The organism is Nocardia sp. NBC_00881 (assembly GCF_045207455.1).
Taxonomy (GTDB): Bacteria; Actinomycetota; Actinomycetes; order Mycobacteriales; family Mycobacteriaceae; genus Nocardia.
This window is the reverse complement of the sequence record NZ_CP108798.1, coordinates 2,729,626-2,744,883: the sequence shown is the minus strand read 5'-3', so window position 1 is coordinate 2,744,883 and position 15,258 is coordinate 2,729,626. Positions and strand designations below refer to the sequence as shown.

At 66.7% G+C, this 15,258-nt stretch carries 16 protein-coding genes; 11 read left to right on the top strand and 5 right to left on the bottom strand.

Annotation, left to right across the window (positions count from 1 at the left end; genetic code table 11):
* Positions 1–67 precede the first annotated feature (67 nt).
* The 4 genes from OH799_RS10740 to mptB are packed head-to-tail and all read right to left on the bottom strand — an operon-like array spanning position 68 to position 3,646.
* Positions 68–859 (bottom strand): ABC transporter permease, encoded by a 792-nt coding sequence (locus tag OH799_RS10740; protein WP_406278698.1) that lies wholly within the window; start codon positions 857–859, stop codon positions 68–70.
* Positions 856–1,788: an ABC transporter ATP-binding protein gene (locus tag OH799_RS10735; RefSeq protein ID WP_406278695.1), complete on the bottom strand. Its 933-nt coding sequence runs from the start codon at positions 1,786–1,788 to the stop codon at positions 856–858. Before OH799_RS10735 ends, OH799_RS10740 begins: the two co-directional genes overlap by 4 nt.
* On the bottom strand, positions 1,785–1,940 hold the full coding sequence (locus OH799_RS10730; protein ID WP_406278692.1) for a hypothetical protein: 156 nt from the start codon (positions 1,938–1,940) through the stop codon (positions 1,785–1,787). The genes OH799_RS10735 and OH799_RS10730 overlap by 4 nt, the downstream gene beginning before the upstream one ends.
* Positions 1,937–3,646, bottom strand: a complete 1,710-nt coding sequence (gene mptB, locus OH799_RS10725; protein WP_406278689.1) for a polyprenol phosphomannose-dependent alpha 1,6 mannosyltransferase MptB — start codon at positions 3,644–3,646, stop codon at positions 1,937–1,939. The genes OH799_RS10730 and mptB overlap by 4 nt, the downstream gene beginning before the upstream one ends.
* A gap of 424 nt (positions 3,647–4,070) precedes the next feature.
* Between mptB and OH799_RS10720 the strand changes: the two genes are divergently transcribed.
* From OH799_RS10720 to OH799_RS10680, 9 genes are all read left to right on the top strand, one after another.
* Positions 4,071–4,889 (top strand): helix-turn-helix transcriptional regulator, encoded by an 819-nt coding sequence (locus OH799_RS10720; RefSeq protein WP_406278686.1) that lies wholly within the window; start codon positions 4,071–4,073, stop codon positions 4,887–4,889.
* Complete coding sequence (gene sufB / locus OH799_RS10715) at positions 4,886–6,322, top strand: Fe-S cluster assembly protein SufB (protein WP_357261500.1); 1,437 nt, start codon at positions 4,886–4,888, stop codon at positions 6,320–6,322. Before OH799_RS10720 ends, sufB begins: the two co-directional genes overlap by 4 nt.
* On the top strand, positions 6,322–7,533 hold the full coding sequence (gene sufD, locus OH799_RS10710) for a Fe-S cluster assembly protein SufD (protein ID WP_406278682.1): 1,212 nt from the start codon (positions 6,322–6,324) through the stop codon (positions 7,531–7,533). The genes sufB and sufD overlap by 1 nt, the downstream gene beginning before the upstream one ends.
* 38 nt (positions 7,534–7,571) lie before the next feature.
* Positions 7,572–8,390 carry a Fe-S cluster assembly ATPase SufC gene (sufC, locus tag OH799_RS10705; RefSeq protein WP_357261505.1) on the top strand — a complete coding sequence of 273 codons (819 nt, stop codon included), beginning with the start codon at positions 7,572–7,574 and terminating at the stop codon, positions 8,388–8,390.
* A 1-nt stretch (position 8,391) separates the two neighbouring features.
* Positions 8,392–9,645: a cysteine desulfurase gene (locus OH799_RS10700; protein WP_406278678.1), complete on the top strand. Its 1,254-nt coding sequence runs from the start codon at positions 8,392–8,394 to the stop codon at positions 9,643–9,645.
* Between the two features lie 3 nt (positions 9,646–9,648).
* Positions 9,649–10,149 (top strand): Fe-S cluster assembly sulfur transfer protein SufU, encoded by a 501-nt coding sequence (gene sufU, locus OH799_RS10695; protein ID WP_406278675.1) that lies wholly within the window; start codon positions 9,649–9,651, stop codon positions 10,147–10,149.
* Positions 10,146–10,553, top strand: coding sequence for a metal-sulfur cluster assembly factor (locus OH799_RS10690; protein WP_406278672.1), 408 nt, complete (start codon positions 10,146–10,148; stop codon positions 10,551–10,553). The genes sufU and OH799_RS10690 overlap by 4 nt, the downstream gene beginning before the upstream one ends.
* A gap of 114 nt (positions 10,554–10,667) precedes the next feature.
* Complete coding sequence (locus OH799_RS10685; protein WP_406278669.1) at positions 10,668–10,850, top strand: hypothetical protein; 183 nt, start codon at positions 10,668–10,670, stop codon at positions 10,848–10,850.
* Positions 10,851–10,951: 101 nt separating this feature from the next.
* A complete protein-coding gene (locus OH799_RS10680; protein WP_406278666.1) occupies positions 10,952–11,905 on the top strand; it encodes an acyltransferase domain-containing protein in 954 nt (317 codons plus the stop codon).
* Between the two features lie 225 nt (positions 11,906–12,130).
* Here OH799_RS10680 and OH799_RS10675 read toward each other — a convergent pair whose 3' ends face one another.
* Entirely contained in the window at positions 12,131–13,255 is a 1,125-nt protein-coding gene (locus OH799_RS10675; RefSeq protein ID WP_406278663.1) for a CaiB/BaiF CoA transferase family protein, read from the bottom strand.
* Between the two features lie 82 nt (positions 13,256–13,337).
* Here OH799_RS10675 and OH799_RS10670 point away from each other — a divergent pair, with 82 nt between their 5' ends.
* Both OH799_RS10670 and OH799_RS10665 read left to right on the top strand, forming a co-directional pair.
* The gene (locus OH799_RS10670; RefSeq protein WP_406278660.1) at positions 13,338–14,507 is read left to right on the top strand and encodes an acyl-CoA dehydrogenase family protein; all 1,170 of its coding nucleotides are present in this window, start codon (positions 13,338–13,340) and stop codon (positions 14,505–14,507) included.
* Positions 14,508–14,533: 26 nt separating this feature from the next.
* Positions 14,534–15,196: a GntR family transcriptional regulator gene (locus tag OH799_RS10665; protein ID WP_406278657.1), complete on the top strand. Its 663-nt coding sequence runs from the start codon at positions 14,534–14,536 to the stop codon at positions 15,194–15,196.
* Positions 15,197–15,258 lie beyond the last annotated feature (62 nt).

Sequence of the window (15,258 nt, the reverse complement as noted above, 5' to 3'; positions counted from 1 at the left end):
CCAGAATGGTAGCCGGGGCCGATCGGGTGCCGGCACCCGGTCTACTACATTCCGTCGTTGGGATGAGTCAGTGGAAGCGGAACAAGCGGGTCGCGAGAACGCCGGACGCGCCGCCCCAGACCGCGAGCACGGCCAGCCCGAACCAGTCGACGCTGCTGCGCATCGCATCCTCCAGGGTGACCGCCAGCGCGCCCGAGGGGATCAGCCGAGCCAGCACGTTCACCGCGGTCGGCAGGTCGTCGGAGGCGAACACGATGCTGGCGATGCCGAGCATGACAAACCAGAGGATGTTCGCCAGGGCGAGCACGACCTCCGCCTTCAGCGTTCCGCCGAGCAACAGCCCCATCGTCGCGAAGGTGGCGGTGCCGAGCGCGATCACGCCGGCACCGAGCAGCAGACCAACCGGCTCTGGACGCCAGCCGAGCGCGAAGCCGATCACGCCGAGCAGGATCGCCTGCAGCACGACGACGATGAGCACCGCCGCACTCTTGCCTCCGATGACGCCCCAACGCGGCAGCGCCGTCGCACCGAGCCGTTTGAGCGCGCCGTAGCGACGGTCGAAGCCGACCGCGATGGCTTGGCCGGTGAACGCGGTCGACATGACGGCAACCATCATCACCGCGGGCACGATCTTGTCCACCCGATCCGTGCCGAGATCGCCGAACGGCAGCAAGCTCAGGCCGACCAGCAGGGTGATCGGAATGAACATGGTCAACAGCAGCTGTTCTCCATTGCGCAGCAACAGGATCAGCTCCAGCCGGGTCTGCGCGATCATCATCGCGGCGCGTGAGCTGGGACGCGGGGTGGGGGTGAAGGTGCCCGGCGCGAAGCGATTGGCGGTCAGGTCGTGCTGGCTCATCCGCGCAGGTCCCGTCCGGTCAGTTCCAGAAAGACGTCTTCGAGGCGGCGCTGATCGATCCGGATGTCGGTGGCCAGCACGTCCATCCGTGCGCACCAGGCGGTAACCGTCGCCAGCACCTGCGGGTTGATCTCGCCCTCCACCAGATACGTGCCGGGGGAGGTCTCCCTGGGCGCGAATCCTTCCGGTAGAGCCGATGTCAGCAATTCGAGGTTCAGTTTCGGCGGAGCGCAGAATCGCAGCTGCCCAGCCGCACCGTGCGCGGTGACCTCGGCGGGGGTGCCGGAGGCGACGATGCGGCCGTGATCGATGATCACCAGCTGGTCGGCGAGCTGCTCGGCCTCGTCCATCATGTGCGTGGTGAGCACGACGGTCACCCCGTCCCTGCGCAGGGCATCGATCAGCTCCCAGACCATCAGCCGGGCCTGCGCGTCCAGGCCCGCGGTGGGTTCGTCCAGGAACACGATCTCCGGCTTGCCCACCAGCGCGCAGGCCAGTGCGAGCCGCTGCTGCTGGCCGCCGGAGAGGCGACGGTAGGGCGTGCGGCGGTTGTCCTGCAGCCCGAGCGTGCGCAGCAGCCACTCCGGGTCGAGCGGATCGGCGGAATATGCGGCGACCAAGTCGAGCATTTCGCCCGCCCGCGCACCCGGGTACGCGCCGCCGCCCTGGAGCATCACGCCGATGCGTGGGCGCAGCCGTTCGGAATCGGCGACCGGGTCCAGGCCGAGCACGCGCACAGAACCTGCGTCCGGCGAGGCGAACCCCTCACACATCTCCACCGTGGTGGTCTTGCCCGCGCCGTTCGGGCCGAGCAGTGCGAGCACCTGCGCCCGTTCGACCGCGAAGGACAGGCTGTCCACCGCCGTGGTCTCGCCGTAACGCTTGACGACCGCGTCGACGCTGACGGCGGGTCCGGTGGCTGCGGTCACGACTCCGCCTTGCTGGCGCTCGGCTGCGTCGTGCCCGTTGGTGCTGTGTTGATGGCTCCCTCGCTGCGCTCGGTCACGACTCCGCCTCGCTGGCGCTCGGCTGTGTCGTCCCCAACGGTGGGGTTGATGGCTCCCTCGCTGCGCTCGGTCACGATGTCACACCGTAAGAGGCGGGCAGTTGTGACGGAGCCGACACCCCGGTCTGCCCCCGCCAGGGCAGCGCGTTGCGGGTGATGACGACGAAAAGTACCCCGACGATCACGGTGGCGATTGCGCCGCCGACGATCTGGAACACCTCGAGGTCGGCGCCGCGCGGCATCAGGATGACGCTCACGACCGCCGAAAATGCCACGGCCGGGAGGCGGAACACCGGCCGGGTCGCCCACGCGGCCAGCGGCACGATCGCCCACAGCAGGTACCAGGGCTGCACCACCGGAAACAGCAGCACGATGGCGCCGAGTGCCACGCCGAGCGCGCCGACCGGTTGTAGCCGACCGGTGCCGGTGGCGACCAGCATGCGAACAGTGAAGAAGCCTGCGACCAGGGCCGCGATCGGCCTGGTGATACTCAGCAGCGCGGTGGTGTGGTCGCCGAGTCCGAGCAGCACGCCGCCGAACCCGGTGATGATGCCGAGCGCCGTCGGCAGCGACATCCAGCTGCGCACCGCGTTCGCGGTGTTCAGAGTGTAGATCCACCCGAACCCGAGCCCGCTCACCGAACTGATGAGAAGCGTTGTGCCGACGGCGATCGCGCCGAGCATGGCCGCCGCGATCGCGACCGTGCGCAGCGACGCGCCCCACCTTCTGGCCAGAGCCATGCCGACGAAGCCGAGCACGATGATCGAGGTGAACTTGATCGAGGACGAGAGCGTGATGATGACCGCCCCGGTGATCAGCCACGCGTAGGCGCTTCCATCGAATGGGTGGGTGTCCTCGATGGCGCGCAGACAGAACTCCAACCCGGCCAGCATCAGGCCGAGCATCAGCGCGTCGTTGTGCACGCCGCCGACCAGGTGGAACAGCACCAGCGGGTTGGCGGCGCCGAGCCACAGGGCGCTCACCGGCGCGACGCCGCAGCGCACCGACAGTCGGGGCAGTGCCCAGACGATCAACGCGACGCCGCCCAGCGCCAGGATCCGGTGCACCCAAACGCCCGCGATGATGTTGTCGCCGGTGATGTCGGCAATGCCGCGGCCGATCCAGAGGAACAACGGGCCATAGGGGGCCGGGGTGTCGCGCCAGATGGTCGGGACGTTGTTGGTGAGGACATTGTCGATCCCGAGTCCCGCGACCGGGCCTTCCTGATAGGGATCGATGCCGCGCGCGGCGATCTCGCTCTGCGCAAGATAGGAATACACGTCGTTGCTGAACAGCGGCGGGGCCACGCTGAGCGGGATGAGCCACAGCAGCAGCGTGCGATCCAGCTGCGAGCGGGTCAGCCGGTGGATGGGTGAGCCGCCGATGCCACCGACCGCGAACCGGCCGAGCAACAGCCAGGCCAGTACGACGACGACAGTGCCGGTCATGCACATGGCTAGCGAGCCGGTGTGTGCGCGGGCGAAGATACCGAGCACGCGGACGCCGGAGGTCGGATTCTGGTGCACCGGCTGCGCGCCGATACCGAGTGCGCTGATCGCCATCAGCACCGTGCCGGTCGCGCCCATCCGGCGGATCCGGTCGAGCTGGACCAGCTCCTTGCGGTCGAGGCCGGGCACCTCCGACTCGTCGCGATGCAGGACCGCGATCGTGTGATCGGCCGCAGGCGCGTCGAGTCCGAGTGCCCGGCGCGCGAACGCCAGTGTGCTGCGCCGTGCGCCCTCCAGTACCGCCACGAGACGAAGCCTAGTGCTCCCTCCCATTGCCCTGGCTCGTGAACCTGCCTCTCTCCGGGAGTTCATGAAGCCAGGGCACGATAGCCCGAGGTGTCCGCCAACAGTTCGCAAGGAGTTCGAAGCCCGCGGTGAACCTCGGTGAACGTCGCCCTCGGCTACGCGAGGTTCCTGCGGCACGGCCTTCCGCATCGTGCGGGCAGCGCCCGTTGACCAGCCGACCCGAGCATGTTCACCGATCTGTGCTGAACCGCTTGTAGTTTTCGGCGGGGGATACCTCGGCTAACGCTGTGTGATACGTCACTCCGATCCTGCTCGGGTTCACCTCGAACGCACGGTGTTCGCACTTCGGCCGGTCCGGCGGCGTCTGGTGCCGCTCGACCGCAGGTCGAGCGGCAAATAACTCAGGTCACCCTTATTAGATTTCGGGAAGGAATTCCGCCACACTGATGTTGTGAAAACCGTGGGTTTGCGGAACAGCGAAGGGGTCGGCACCAAGGCTGGTGCCGGGTCGTCTGCTGCTCATGTGACGGTCGGTGCCGAGGGACACACTCGCGCGGCCATCGTCCAGCTGCTGCTGGAGGAGGGGCCGATCACCGCGACCGCCATCGGGAGCAAGCTGGGCCTGGCTGCGGCGGGCGTGCGCAGGCACCTGGATGCACTGATCGATTCCGGTCAGGCGCGGGCGAGCCGATCGGCGCCGTGGCAGCAGAAGGGCCGCGGCCGCCCGGCCAAGCAGTACCAGCTCACCGCCGCGGGGCGCGGCCAGCTCGGCCACGCTTACGACGACCTGGCCGGTGCCGCCATCCGGCAGCTCGGGGAGATCGGCGGCGAAAAAGCCATCACCGAGTTCGCGCGCAAACGGGCACGCACTATCGTGGCCGGAATCGAGCCGGTCGGACAGCACAGCCCCGGGGAGCAGAACGCCGCCGACACCGAGGCCAAGGCCGAGGAGATCGCCGAGGCATTCACCGAAGCCGGGTTCGCCGCCACCACCCGCAAGGTGGGCGCGGGCGTGCAGATCTGCCAGCACCACTGCCCGGTCTCGCACGTCGCCGAGGAATTCCCGCAGCTGTGCGCGGCCGAACTCGAGGCGTTCCGCGAACTGCTCGGCACCCACGTGCAGCGGTTGGCAACGATCGCCAACGGCGACTGCGCGTGCACCACGCACGTGCCGCTGCTGGTGTTGCCGATTGCCGAGAAGACGTCAGCACAAACCGCTGCACAGCCCGCAGCGGTACGAACGAACGACTCCGGAAGGAGCGCCGAATGACGACGACCACCGACCAGGTGCAACCGCTCACCCAGGAAGAGGCGATCGCTTCGCTGGGCAACTACGGTTACGGCTGGGCCGATTCGGATGTGGCCGGTGCCAGTGCGCAACGAGGTCTGTCCGAGGCGGTTGTCCGCGATATCTCGGCGAAGAAGAACGAGCCGGTATGGATGCTCGAGCAGCGGCTCAAGGCGTTGCGTATCTTCGATCGCAAGCCCATGCCGAACTGGGGGTCCAATCTCGACGGCATCGACTTCGACAACATCAAGTATTTCGTGCGCTCGACCGAGAAACAGGCCGCGTCCTGGGACGAGCTGCCCGAGGACATCAAGAACACCTACGACAGGCTGGGCATCCCGGAGGCAGAGAAGCAGCGTCTGGTCGCCGGTGTCGCCGCGCAGTACGAGTCCGAGGTCGTCTACCACCAGATCCGCGAGGACCTGGAGGCCCAAGGCGTGATCTTCCTGGATACCGACACCGGCCTCAAGGAGCACCCGGAGATCTTCCAGCAGTACTTCGGCTCGGTGATTCCCGCGGGTGACAACAAGTTCTCCGCGCTGAACACCGCCGTGTGGTCGGGCGGCTCATTCATCTACGTGCCGCCTGGTGTACACGTCGACATCCCGCTGCAGGCCTACTTCCGGATCAACACCGAGAACATGGGCCAGTTCGAGCGGACCTTGATCATCGTCGACGAGGGTGCCTACGTGCACTACGTCGAGGGCTGCACCGCACCGATCTACAAGTCGGACTCGCTGCACTCCGCGGTGGTCGAGATCATTGTGAAGAAGGGCGGCCGCTGCCGCTACACCACCATCCAGAACTGGTCGAACAACGTCTACAACCTGGTCACCAAGCGGGCCAAGGCGGAGGCAGGCGCGACCATGGAGTGGATCGACGGCAACATCGGCTCCAAGGTCACCATGAAGTACCCGGCGGTCTGGATGACCGGAGAGTACGCCAAGGGTGAGGTGCTCTCGGTGGCGTTCGCCGGCGAGGGCCAGCACCAGGACACCGGCGCGAAGATGCTGCACCTGGCACCGCACACCTCGTCGACCATCGTGTCGAAGTCGGTGGCGCGCGGCGGTGGCCGTGCCTCCTACCGCGGCCTGGTCCAGGTGAACAAGGGTGCGCATGGCTCCAAATCGACCGTGAAGTGCGACGCGCTGTTGGTCGACACGATCAGCCGCTCGGACACCTACCCTTACGTCGACATTCGCGAGGACGACGTAACCATGGGCCACGAGGCGACCGTCTCGAAGGTCTCCGAGGATCAGCTGTTCTACCTGATGAGCCGCGGCCTCACCGAGGACGAGGCGATGGCGATGGTGGTGCGCGGCTTCGTCGAGCCGATCGCCAAGGAACTGCCGATGGAGTACGCATTGGAACTGAACCGGCTCATCGAGCTGCAGATGGAAGGGGCCGTTGGCTGATGGCGACTGGTGTGATTGGAGCGGTCGAGGGCGAGAACCCCACGGCCAAGCCGATTCAGAATCCGGGCGCAGGGGCCGCGACCAACAAGGGCGAGGTCTTCTCCTCGTACGACGTGAACGCCTTCGAGGTACCTTCCTCGCACGACGAGGCGTGGCGGTTCACCCCGCTGCGCCGTCTGCGCGGGCTGCACGACGGCACGGCTGTCCGGGACGGCCAGGCCACGGTCGAGGTCACCCCGGTCGTCGGTGTGAAGGTCGAGACCGTGAAGCGCACCGACTCTCGCCTCGGCGAAGCGGGTGTGCCGTCTGACCGGGTTGCCGCGCAGGCCTATTCGGGCTTCGAGTCGGCCACCATCGTGTCGGTCGGCGCGGAGACCGAGGTCGCCGAACCGGTCGTCATCACGGTCACCGGTCCCGGCGAGGGCAAGACCGCCTACGGCCACCTGCAGATCAGGCTGGAGAACTTCGCGGTCGCGACCGTGGTGATCGACCAGCGCGGCAGCGGAACCTACGCCGAGAACGTGGAATTCGTCCTCGGTGACAGTGCGAAGCTCACCGTCGTCGCGGTTCAGGACTGGGCCGACGATGCCGTGAACGCCACCGCGCACCATGGCAAGCTGGGCCGTGATGCCACGCTGCGGCACATCGCCGTCACCCTCGGTGGCGATCTGGTGCGCCTTACCGCCACCGTGCGCTACGACGGCCCCGGCGGTGACGCCGAGTTGCTCGGCCTCTACTTCGCCGACGCCGGCCAGCACTTCGAGCAACGCCTACTCGTCGACCACGCTGTCCCGTACTGCAAGTCGAATGTGTTGTACAAGGGTGCGCTGCAAGGCGATCCGCATTCCCCCAAGGGTGACGCCCGCACCGTGTGGGTGGGTGACGTGCTGATCCGCGCCGCTGCCGAAGGCACCGATACCTTCGAGGTGAACCGCAATCTGGTGCTCACCGACGGCGCCCGCGCCGACTCGGTGCCGAACCTGGAGATCGAGACCGGTGAAATCGCCGGTGCCGGACACGCGAGTGCCACTGGTCGTTTCGACGACGAGCAGCTGTTCTACCTGCGCGCCCGCGGCATTCCGGAGGACGCTGCCCGCCGCTTGGTGGTGCGCGGCTTCTTCCACGAACTCATCCAGAAGATCGCGGTGCCCGAGATCCGGGAGCGGCTGGAGTCGGCCATCGAAGCCGAACTCGCCGCGATCGGCGTCTGAAAACCGAACTACCCACCCCGCAAAGGAATTCGAATTCGATGACCACCCTGGAAATCAAGGACTTGCACGCCGAGGTCGCCAACCCGGACGAGTCCGGTGAGCCCATCAAGATCCTGAATGGTGTGAACCTCACGGTGAAATCCGGTGAGACGCATGCCATCATGGGCCCCAACGGTTCCGGCAAGTCGACCCTGTCGTACGCGATCGCCGGGCACCCGAAGTACACGGTGACCCGGGGTTCGATCACCCTCGACGGCGAGAATGTCCTGGAGATGTCCATCGACGAGCGCGCACGAGCCGGGCTTTTCCTGGCCATGCAATACCCCGTCGAGGTCCCCGGTGTCTCGATGTCGAACTTTCTGCGCACCGCCGCCACCGCCGTGCGCGGCGAGGCCCCGAAGCTGCGGCACTGGGTCAAGGAGGTGAAGGAGTCGATGAGCGAGTTGGAGATCGACGCCGCCTTCGCCGATCGCAGCGTGAACGAGGGCTTCTCCGGTGGTGAGAAGAAGCGCCACGAAATCCTGCAGCTGGGTCTGCTCAAGCCGAAGATCGCCATCCTGGACGAGACCGACTCCGGCTTGGACGTCGACGCGCTGCGCGTCGTCTCCGAGGGGGTGAACCGTTATAAAGAGCGGGAAAATGGAGGCGTCCTTCTGATCACGCACTACACCCGCATTCTGCGGTACATCCAGCCGCAGTTCGTGCACGTGTTCGTCGGTGGGCGCATCGTCGCCGAGGGCGGCGCCGAACTCGCCGAAGAACTCGACGCCAACGGCTACGTCCGTTTCACGCAAAACTCACCCACCTCGTCGGCTTCGCCGACTGCCGTCCCCCAGTCCGCTACCGCTGGAGCTTGACATGACCGCTACGGTCCGCACCCTCGACGTCGCCCGTATCCGGGCCGACTTCCCGATCCTGAGCCGTACGGTTCGGGACGGGAAACCGTTGGTGTACTTGGACTCCGGCGCGACTTCGCAGCGGCCGTTGGACGTGCTCGAGGCGGAACGGGCCTTCCTTGTCACCAGTAATTCGGCGGTGCACCGCGGTGCGCACCAGCTCGCCGAGGAGGCGACCGACGCCTACGAGGGCGCGCGGGCCGATATCGCGCGGTTCGTCGGTGTCGACGCGGGCGAGATCGTGTTCACCAAGAACGCCACCGAATCGCTGAACCTGGTGACCTACTCGTTCGGCGACAGCCGGTTCCCGTACCACGTCGGCCCGGGTGACGAGATCGTCATCACCGAGCTGGAGCATCACGCGAATCTCGTTCCCTGGCAGGAACTCGCGCGTCGCACCGGTGCGACGCTGAAATGGTTCGGGATCACCGACGACGGCCGGATCGACCTGGCTTCCCTCGAATTGTCGCCCGCTACCAAGGTTGTCGCCTTCACCCACCAGTCCAATGTCACGGGCGCGATCACCGATGTCGCCGAGTTGGTCCGTCGGGCGCAGTCCGTCGGCGCGCTGACAGTGCTGGACGCCTGCCAGTCGGTGCCGCACATGCCGGTCGACTTCCGCGAGCTCGGCATCGACTTAGCTGCGTTCTCCGGGCACAAGATGTTCGGACCTTCCGGTGTCGGCGTGCTGTACGGCCGCCGGGCGCTGCTGGAGGAGACTCCACCGTTCATCTCTGGTGGCTCGATGATCGAGACAGTCACCATGGAGCGCAGCACCTACGCGCCGCCGCCGCAGCGGTTCGAGGCCGGTGTGCCGATGACCTCACAGGTAGTCGGATTGGGCGCCGCCGTACGGTATCTGGAAGACATCGGCATGGAAGCGGTAGCCGCGCATGAGCACACGCTCGTCGGTGCGGCGCTCGAGGGTCTCGGCGCGATCGACGGCGTCCGCATCGTCGGTCCGACCGAGAACGTGGATCGCGGCGGTGCCGTGTCCTTCGTGGTCGACGGCATCCACGCGCACGATGTCGGGCAGATTCTAGACGACGAAGGCGTCGCGGTTCGCGTCGGTCACCATTGCGCGTGGCCGCTCATGCGCCGGCTGAGGATTCCGGCTACCGCGCGCGCGTCGTTCGCGGCCTACAACACCCTCGACGAAGTGGACGCGCTGGTCACCGCAGTGCGGAAGGCCCAGACGTTCTTCGGAGTTGCATAGAACATGCGCATGGAGCAGATGTACCAGGAAGTGATCCTGGACCACTACAAGCACCCGCACCACCGCGGGCTGCGGGAGCCTTACGGTGCCGAGGTGCACCACGTGAACCCCACCTGTGGTGACGAGGTGACCCTGCGCGTGCGGCTCGATGACAACGGAGACGTCGCCGACGTCTCCTATGACGGACAGGGCTGCTCGATCAGCCAGGCCGCCACCTCCATCCTCACCGAACAGGTGATCGGTCTTCCGGTGCAGCAGGCACTGAAGGTCGTCGACTCCTACAGCGAGATGATCTCCAGCCGTGGCACTGTCGAAGGCGATGAGGAGGTGATCGGCGACGGGATCGCCCTCGCGGGAGTTTCCAAGTATCCGGCTCGGGTGAAGTGCGCGTTGCTCGGGTGGATGGCGTTCAAGGACGCCGTGATCCGGATCGGCCCCGAGAACGCCGTGGATGGCATCAGGGAAGAAGCGAAGCGTCCGATGGGAAACGGGGAAGCGTCATGAGCGACACACCGGCCACCGACACGGTCGAGCAGGTCGACACGGTCGAGCAGGTCGACACGGCCGAGGAGGTCGAGCTGTCCGCCGAGGACATCAAGCAGCTCGAGGACCTCGAAGAGGCGATGCGCGACGTCGTCGACCCGGAACTCGGCATCAACGTCGTCGATCTGGGCCTGGTTTACGGTCTGCGCGTCGAGGAGGACAACACCGCCGTCCTCGACATGACCCTCACCTCCGCGGCTTGCCCGCTCACCGACGTCATCGAGGATCAGTCGCGCAACGCGCTGGTCCGCAGCGGATTGGTGGAGGACCTGAAGATCAATTGGGTCTGGATACCCCCGTGGGGCCCGGACAAGATCACCGAGGACGGTCGCGAACAGCTGCGCGCCCTCGGGTTCACGGTGTAATCGCCGAGCTGACCCTCGAATCGTCCGAAAGATGCTGGGGACCCGACGTCTCAGCCGTCGAGCAGTTATGTGCCACGGAAGCATCGGACAGCGGGAAGCGACCCGCGTCAAGCGGTGGTGTCGGACCGAATTGCCGCGATCGACAGACTCATCGAGCTGATCGAGTCGACGAACACGGCGGAGCGGGTGGTCGCGGTGCCAGTCGGGGTTCAGCACGTGCGTTTGGTGGACACCATGCTGACCATGGCATCATTGAGCGCCACCCACTATGTCGAGGTAGGTCCAGGGAAGTACTAGGTGGGCGGCGCCGGTGCACGCTCCGCGAGGCCGACTTCTTCCGCGCAGATGGCGGGGACCATAATCGCTGCCTCGACAGATACGCGACCCAGGGAGCGCCCATGACCGAGCAGCCGATCACCTTGCTGCTACCAGGGCAAGGCAGCCAGCACACCGGCATGGCGCTGGACACCTACCATCACCAGCCGGAATTCGCTGCGACGATCGATGAGTTCCTCGCGCTGATGTCCGAAGAAGGGGTCGAGCCCAAGCAGCGCTGGCTTTCCGATGACCCGGAGGCCGATCTCGATGATGGTCGGGTCGCGCAGCCCCTGATTTTCGCGATCGAGTACGCCTTTGCCACCATGCTGATCCAGGCCGGAGCGAATGTCGACGCGCTGCTCGGCCACAGTGTCGGTGAACTGGCCGCCGCTACAGTCGCGGGGGTTTTCGATGCGCATTCGGCCGCACGGATCATGGCTGCCCGATCGCGCGCGCTGGACCTCGTGCCGCCGGGCGGCATGTTCGCGGTCGCGGCAGATCCGGCCGTCGTCTCGGCGCAACTGCGCGCGGAATGGGTGCGGGCCGGGGTCACAGTCGCCGCGGTGAACGGACCCCGCCGCACCATCGTCGCGGGCCCGGACCCGGATGTGCATACGGCGGAATCGATGCTGTGCGAGCGCGGGTTCATCACGATGTCGGTGCCAGCCCGACAACCGTGGCACAGTCCGTGCATGGCCCACGCCGCCACCGTGTTCGAGCGGTCCATCGCGGCCGAGCGACTGCACGAGCCGAAAATACCGATCTGGTCGGGTAGGACCGGACAGCGACTGCGCGCCGACGAGGCGAAGGATCCGGGATTCTGGGCGGCACAGATCGCACATCCTGTGCTGTTCTGGGATGCGCTGTCGGATTTACTCGCCCACCGTAGCTCGATTCTGATCGAGACCGGCCCAGGTACGGGGTTGTCGGTCCAAGCCATGTCTCATCCCGAGGTCCGCGAAGGTCGAAGCAAAATCGTCCCGATAACCCAGGGGCCAGGTCAGCGGGAGCAGTCGTCGGCTCCAATCGGGTAGAACCGGAACGCGTCGCCCGGTTGATAGTCCGACAAAGGCTCGGTGGTGGTGTCGCCGATAATGAGCGGGGTTCGGCCGATCACCGGCCACCCTCCCGGTCGCCGGCCGTGCGGAGACGACCGCCTGATGACGGCCACCGCCACGGCTTCCGCTGGCACGTGGGTGCGGGAGAGTGCGCCGAGGCACGGGCTGCGGAAAAGCAGGGCCGCCTGTTGCCGTATCGGCTCATCTGTTCTTCGTGCCAAGCAGCGGTGGTGGTGCCGATCGGTAGACGGCCGGGGTCGACGAGAGGTTGATGGGGTTACGGCACAACGAGACGGCACCGCCGTCCTCGCGGGGGAGTTGGACGAGGGGGTCCAGGCCGAGTCCGGTCGCGAGATCGAAGGCTCCGGCGATGTCGTTGACGGTGCCTGCCGGGACACGTACCCGCGCCAGCGCAGCAGCCCAGCCGGCGGCCGTGCCCGAGACGAGGCGGCGTTCCAGCTCGGCACGCAGTCGGTCCCGGTGCTGGACGCGGGCGGAGTTGGTAGCGAACCTCGGGTCGTCCGCGAGGTGCGGTGCGCCGAGCACATCGCACAGCGCAGTGAACTGGCGGTCGTTGCCGACGGCGAGGACGAGGTCGCTGTCGGCGCAGGAAAGCAGCTCGTACGGGGCGATGCTGGGATGCCGGTTACCCATCCGGGTCGGCACCTCGCCAGCCGAGGTGTAGGCGCTGGCCTGGTTGACCAAGGCCGCGAGCAGACAGGACAGCAGGTCGACGTCGACCCGCTGGCCCTCGCCGGTGGCGTTCCGATGGTGGAGTGCGGTCAGGATGCCGGTGGCGGCGAACAGGCCGGCTAGGACGTCGACGACGGCGACCCCGACCTTCTGGGGCTCGCCGTCGGTGGCCCCGGTGACGCTCATCAGCCCACCGAGGGCCTGAATCAGCAGGTCATAGCCGGGGAGCCCGGCTCCGGGGCCACGGCCGAAGCCGGTGATCGAGCAGTAGACGAGCCCGGGGTTGGCCGGCCGGAGCTGGTCGTAGTCGAGTCCGAACTCCGCCATCAGGCCAGGGCGGAAGTTCTCGACGACGACATCGGCGCCGGTGGCGAGCTTCCGGGCCTCGTCGAGATCGTGCTTGTCGGTCAGGTCGAGGACGATGCTGTCCTTGTTGCGGTTGACCGCCTGAAAGTAGGTAGCCTGCCCGCGCTCATCGTAAGGCGGCCCCCAGGAACGGGTGTCATCGCCGGTGCCGGGGCGTTCGACCTTGGTCACCGTGGCACCGAAATCGGCGAGCTGCATCGTCGCGAATGGCCCGGCCAGGATCCGCGAGAAGTCGAGAACCCGCAGGTTACGAAGAGCTTCGGACATGAACTACCTCGAATCTTCGATTTTCGAAAATATAAGATTCATACGGTAGGCTGTGGATCAGCCCAACGTCAAGGAGGCCCTAATGCTCGCTGCAGCAGCCCTACAAGATTTTCTTTCCATCGACACGATGCTCTCCGACGAGGAACGAGACATCCGTGACACGGTCCGGGCGTTTGTTCGGAGCCGTGTGGTGCCGATGGTCGGGGACTGGTTCGAGGAGGGACGAGTGCCTCGCGAACTGATCAGCGAGTTGGGCAAACTCGGTGTGCTGGGGATGCACCTGGAGGGCTATGGCTGCGCCGGGACGAGCGCGACGGCCTACGGTCTGGCCTGTCTCGAGCTCGAGGCAGGCGACAGCGGGATCCGCAGCATGGTGTCGGTGCAGGGCTCGCTGGCGATGTTCGCGATCCACCGGTGGGGATCGGAACAGCAGAAGCAGGAGTGGCTGCCACGAATGGCCGCCGGCGAGGCGGTCGGCTGTTTCGGGCTGACCGAACCGGACTCCGGGTCGGATCCCGGATCGATGCGCACCTACGCTCGCCGCGATGGCGAAGACTGGATCCTGCGCGGCCAGAAGATGTGGATCACCAACGGCTCGCTCGCCGATGTCGCCGTGGTCTGGGCGCGCACGGACGAGGGAATCCGGGGATTTCTTGTGCCCAAGGGCACGAAGGGCTTCACCACCCTGGACATCCACAAGAAGCTGTCTCTGCGCGCGTCGGTCACCTCGGAGCTGATCCTCGATGAGGTACGGCTGCCCGCCTCGGCGATGTTGCCCGAGGCGACCTCGTTGCGCGGTCCGCTGTCATCACTGAACGAGGCCCGCTACGGCATCGTGTGGGGGGCGGCCGGTGCGGCGCGGGCCTGCCTGGAGGCCGCCGTGGACTACAGCACTACTCGGGTCCAGTTCGGGAAGCCGATCGCCTCCTTCCAGATCCAGCAGCAGAAGCTGGCGGCGATGGCCCTGGAGGTCAACCGGGCCACCTTGCTGGCGCTGCAGCTCGGCCGGCTCAAGGATGCCGGACGGCTGCAACCAGAGCAGGTCAGCATGGGCAAGCTGGGCAACGTCAACGCCGCACTGGAGGTCGCCCGCACTGCCCGGCAGATGCTCGGCGCGAACGGAATCACGTTGGAGTACCCGGTTATCCGGCACATGGCCAATCTCGAGTCTGTGGTTACCTACGAGGGCACCGCCGATGTGCACGCCTTGGTGATCGGGGGCGCCCTGACCGGGATCCAGGCTTTCCGGTAGCGGCGGCTACCGCTAGAGTCGCGGCGATGATATTGCGCCAGGACGGTCCGGGAACGACGGCCCAGCACGCACTCGACGGGCTGCGCCGGGCGATCGTGGCAGGGGAGTTCCGCCCGGGACAGCGAGTCCTGCAGGAGGAGATCGCCGAAAGTCTGGGTGTCAGCGTGGCTCCGGTGCGCGAAGCGTTGCGCGCGCTCGAGCAGGAGGGCCAAGTGGTATACCGGCCTCGGCGCGGCTACTTCATCACAGAGTTGCGCGCCGGGGACCTCGCGGAGATCTACGCGTTGCGGCAGCTGCTGGAAGAGCGGGCGGTGCGCTGGGCACTGCCCACTTTGGACGACGATGCCGTGGAGCGGATCGAGCTGGCCGCGCGCGAGTGTGCCGAGGCGGCTGGGCGCGGTGACGTCGCGGCCGAGCTGGCGGCGAACCGCCGGTTCCATTTCGGCATGCTGGAGTCGCCGGATCATCCGCACACGATGCGTCTGATCCGGCTGCTCTGGGACTCCACCGAGGCGTACCGGGCGATGTACTACAACTCGCCCGAGGAGCGGGCCACCACTGTGGATGCGCACGAAAAAATTCTCGATGCCGTCCGCCGCCGTGCCGTCGCCGAGGTGGTCGCCGAACTCGACGACCACCGGAACCGCGCGTTGCGGGTGCTGACGGCGATCCTGGAAGCCGGTGACTGAATCGCCCTGCTGCGATGGCCGTAGAACCCCGCGCTGTTGCTCGACTGTATCGAGGCTGCCGA

What these genes read in the sequence shown, in the direction of transcription:
- OH799_RS10675 (WP_406278663.1), bottom strand. Translation starts at nt 13,255, where the DNA reads ATGTCCGAAGCTCTTCGTAACCTGCGGGTTCTCGACTTCTCGCGGATC.
- OH799_RS10690 (WP_406278672.1), top strand. Translation starts at nt 10,146, where the DNA reads ATGAGCGACACACCGGCCACCGACACGGTCGAGCAGGTCGACACGGTC.
- mptB (WP_406278689.1), bottom strand. Translation starts at nt 3,646, where the DNA reads ATGGGAGGGAGCACTAGGCTTCGTCTCGTGGCGGTACTGGAGGGCGCA.
- sufB (WP_357261500.1), top strand. Translation starts at nt 4,886, where the DNA reads ATGACGACGACCACCGACCAGGTGCAACCGCTCACCCAGGAAGAGGCG.
- OH799_RS10670 (WP_406278660.1), top strand. Translation starts at nt 13,338, where the DNA reads ATGCTCGCTGCAGCAGCCCTACAAGATTTTCTTTCCATCGACACGATG.
- OH799_RS10665 (WP_406278657.1), top strand. Translation starts at nt 14,534, where the DNA reads ATGATATTGCGCCAGGACGGTCCGGGAACGACGGCCCAGCACGCACTC.
- OH799_RS10700 (WP_406278678.1), top strand. Translation starts at nt 8,392, where the DNA reads ATGACCGCTACGGTCCGCACCCTCGACGTCGCCCGTATCCGGGCCGAC.
- sufU (WP_406278675.1), top strand. Translation starts at nt 9,649, where the DNA reads ATGCGCATGGAGCAGATGTACCAGGAAGTGATCCTGGACCACTACAAG.
- sufC (WP_357261505.1), top strand. Translation starts at nt 7,572, where the DNA reads ATGACCACCCTGGAAATCAAGGACTTGCACGCCGAGGTCGCCAACCCG.
- sufD (WP_406278682.1), top strand. Translation starts at nt 6,322, where the DNA reads ATGGCGACTGGTGTGATTGGAGCGGTCGAGGGCGAGAACCCCACGGCC.
- OH799_RS10680 (WP_406278666.1), top strand. Translation starts at nt 10,952, where the DNA reads ATGACCGAGCAGCCGATCACCTTGCTGCTACCAGGGCAAGGCAGCCAG.
- OH799_RS10740 (WP_406278698.1), bottom strand. Translation starts at nt 859, where the DNA reads ATGAGCCAGCACGACCTGACCGCCAATCGCTTCGCGCCGGGCACCTTC.